This window comes from Arsenophonus sp. ENCA (assembly GCF_002287155.1).
GTDB classification, from domain to species: domain Bacteria; phylum Pseudomonadota; class Gammaproteobacteria; order Enterobacterales; family Enterobacteriaceae; genus Arsenophonus; species Arsenophonus nilaparvatae.
Genome location: NZ_NHNG01000016.1, coordinates 1 through 538, shown reverse-complemented (window position 1 = coordinate 538; position 538 = coordinate 1). Strand labels below are relative to the sequence as shown.

Genomic DNA, 538 nt, shown 5'->3' with positions numbered 1-538 from the left:
AAAACGACAAGTTTATTGGGTATGTATATTAATTGATGACTCTGAAGTGCTTGAAGCACAAGCCGCTCAAGCGACACAAGAAGAACTCACGCGCCTATTGCCTGAATTAAATATTGGTTTAGTTCATGGACGGATGAAATCGGTAGAAAAACAAAAAGTGATGGCAGATTTTACTGCCAATAAACTTCAACTATTAGTCGCAACGACAGTTATCGAAGTGGGTGTCGATGTGCCAAACGCCAGTTTGATGATTATTGAAAATCCAGAGCGTTTAGGGCTTGCTCAGTTACATCAATTAAGAGGCCGGGTTGGCAGGGGGAGCGTTGCCTCACATTGTGTTTTACTATATAAAACCCCACTCACTTATGCGACTAAATTACGTTTACAGGTACTTAGAGATAGCAATGATGGTTTTATCATTGCGCAAAAAGACTTGGAAATTCGTGGGCCAGGAGAGTTGTTAGGTACTCGTCAAACAGGAAATGCAGAATTCAAAGTGGCTGATTTAATGCGCGATCAAGACCTATTGCCTGAAATC

General features: G+C 41.3%; 1 protein-coding gene. It reads left to right on the top strand.

Annotation, left to right across the window (positions count from 1 at the left end; all coding sequences use genetic code 11):
- On the top strand, positions 1-538 hold a 538-nt coding region (locus tag CBG25_RS00485), incomplete at both ends, for a helicase-related protein (protein WP_290603705.1).